Annotated in this window: 1 protein-coding gene; it reads left to right on the plus strand. The window is 76.2% G+C overall.

Annotation, left to right across the window (positions count from 1 at the left end):
• A partial coding sequence (locus tag KVS71_RS18600) for an aldehyde dehydrogenase family protein (protein WP_217585275.1) occupies positions 1-239 on the plus strand: 239 nt, incomplete at both ends.

Here is a 239-nt window from a genome sequence, read left to right on the forward strand (position 1 = left end):
CGCCGCCAAGCCCTCCCACAAGGCCGCCCGGGATGCGGGCGTCGCCGCGCGCGCCGCCGTGAAGGGCTGGCCGGGGGCGACGGCCTACCACCGCGGCCAGGTGCTCTACCGCGTGGCCGAGGTGCACGAGGGACGTCGGGCACAGTTCGGCGACGAGAGCGTGGCGCAGGAGGGCATCCCGTCCTCGGCGGCCACGGCGCAGGGCGAGGGGCGGATCGATCTCTGGGTCTGGTATGCCG

Source organism: Microbacterium sp. GbtcB4 (genome assembly GCF_019091465.1).
GTDB classification, from domain to species: Bacteria; Actinomycetota; Actinomycetes; order Actinomycetales; family Microbacteriaceae; genus Microbacterium; species Microbacterium paraoxydans.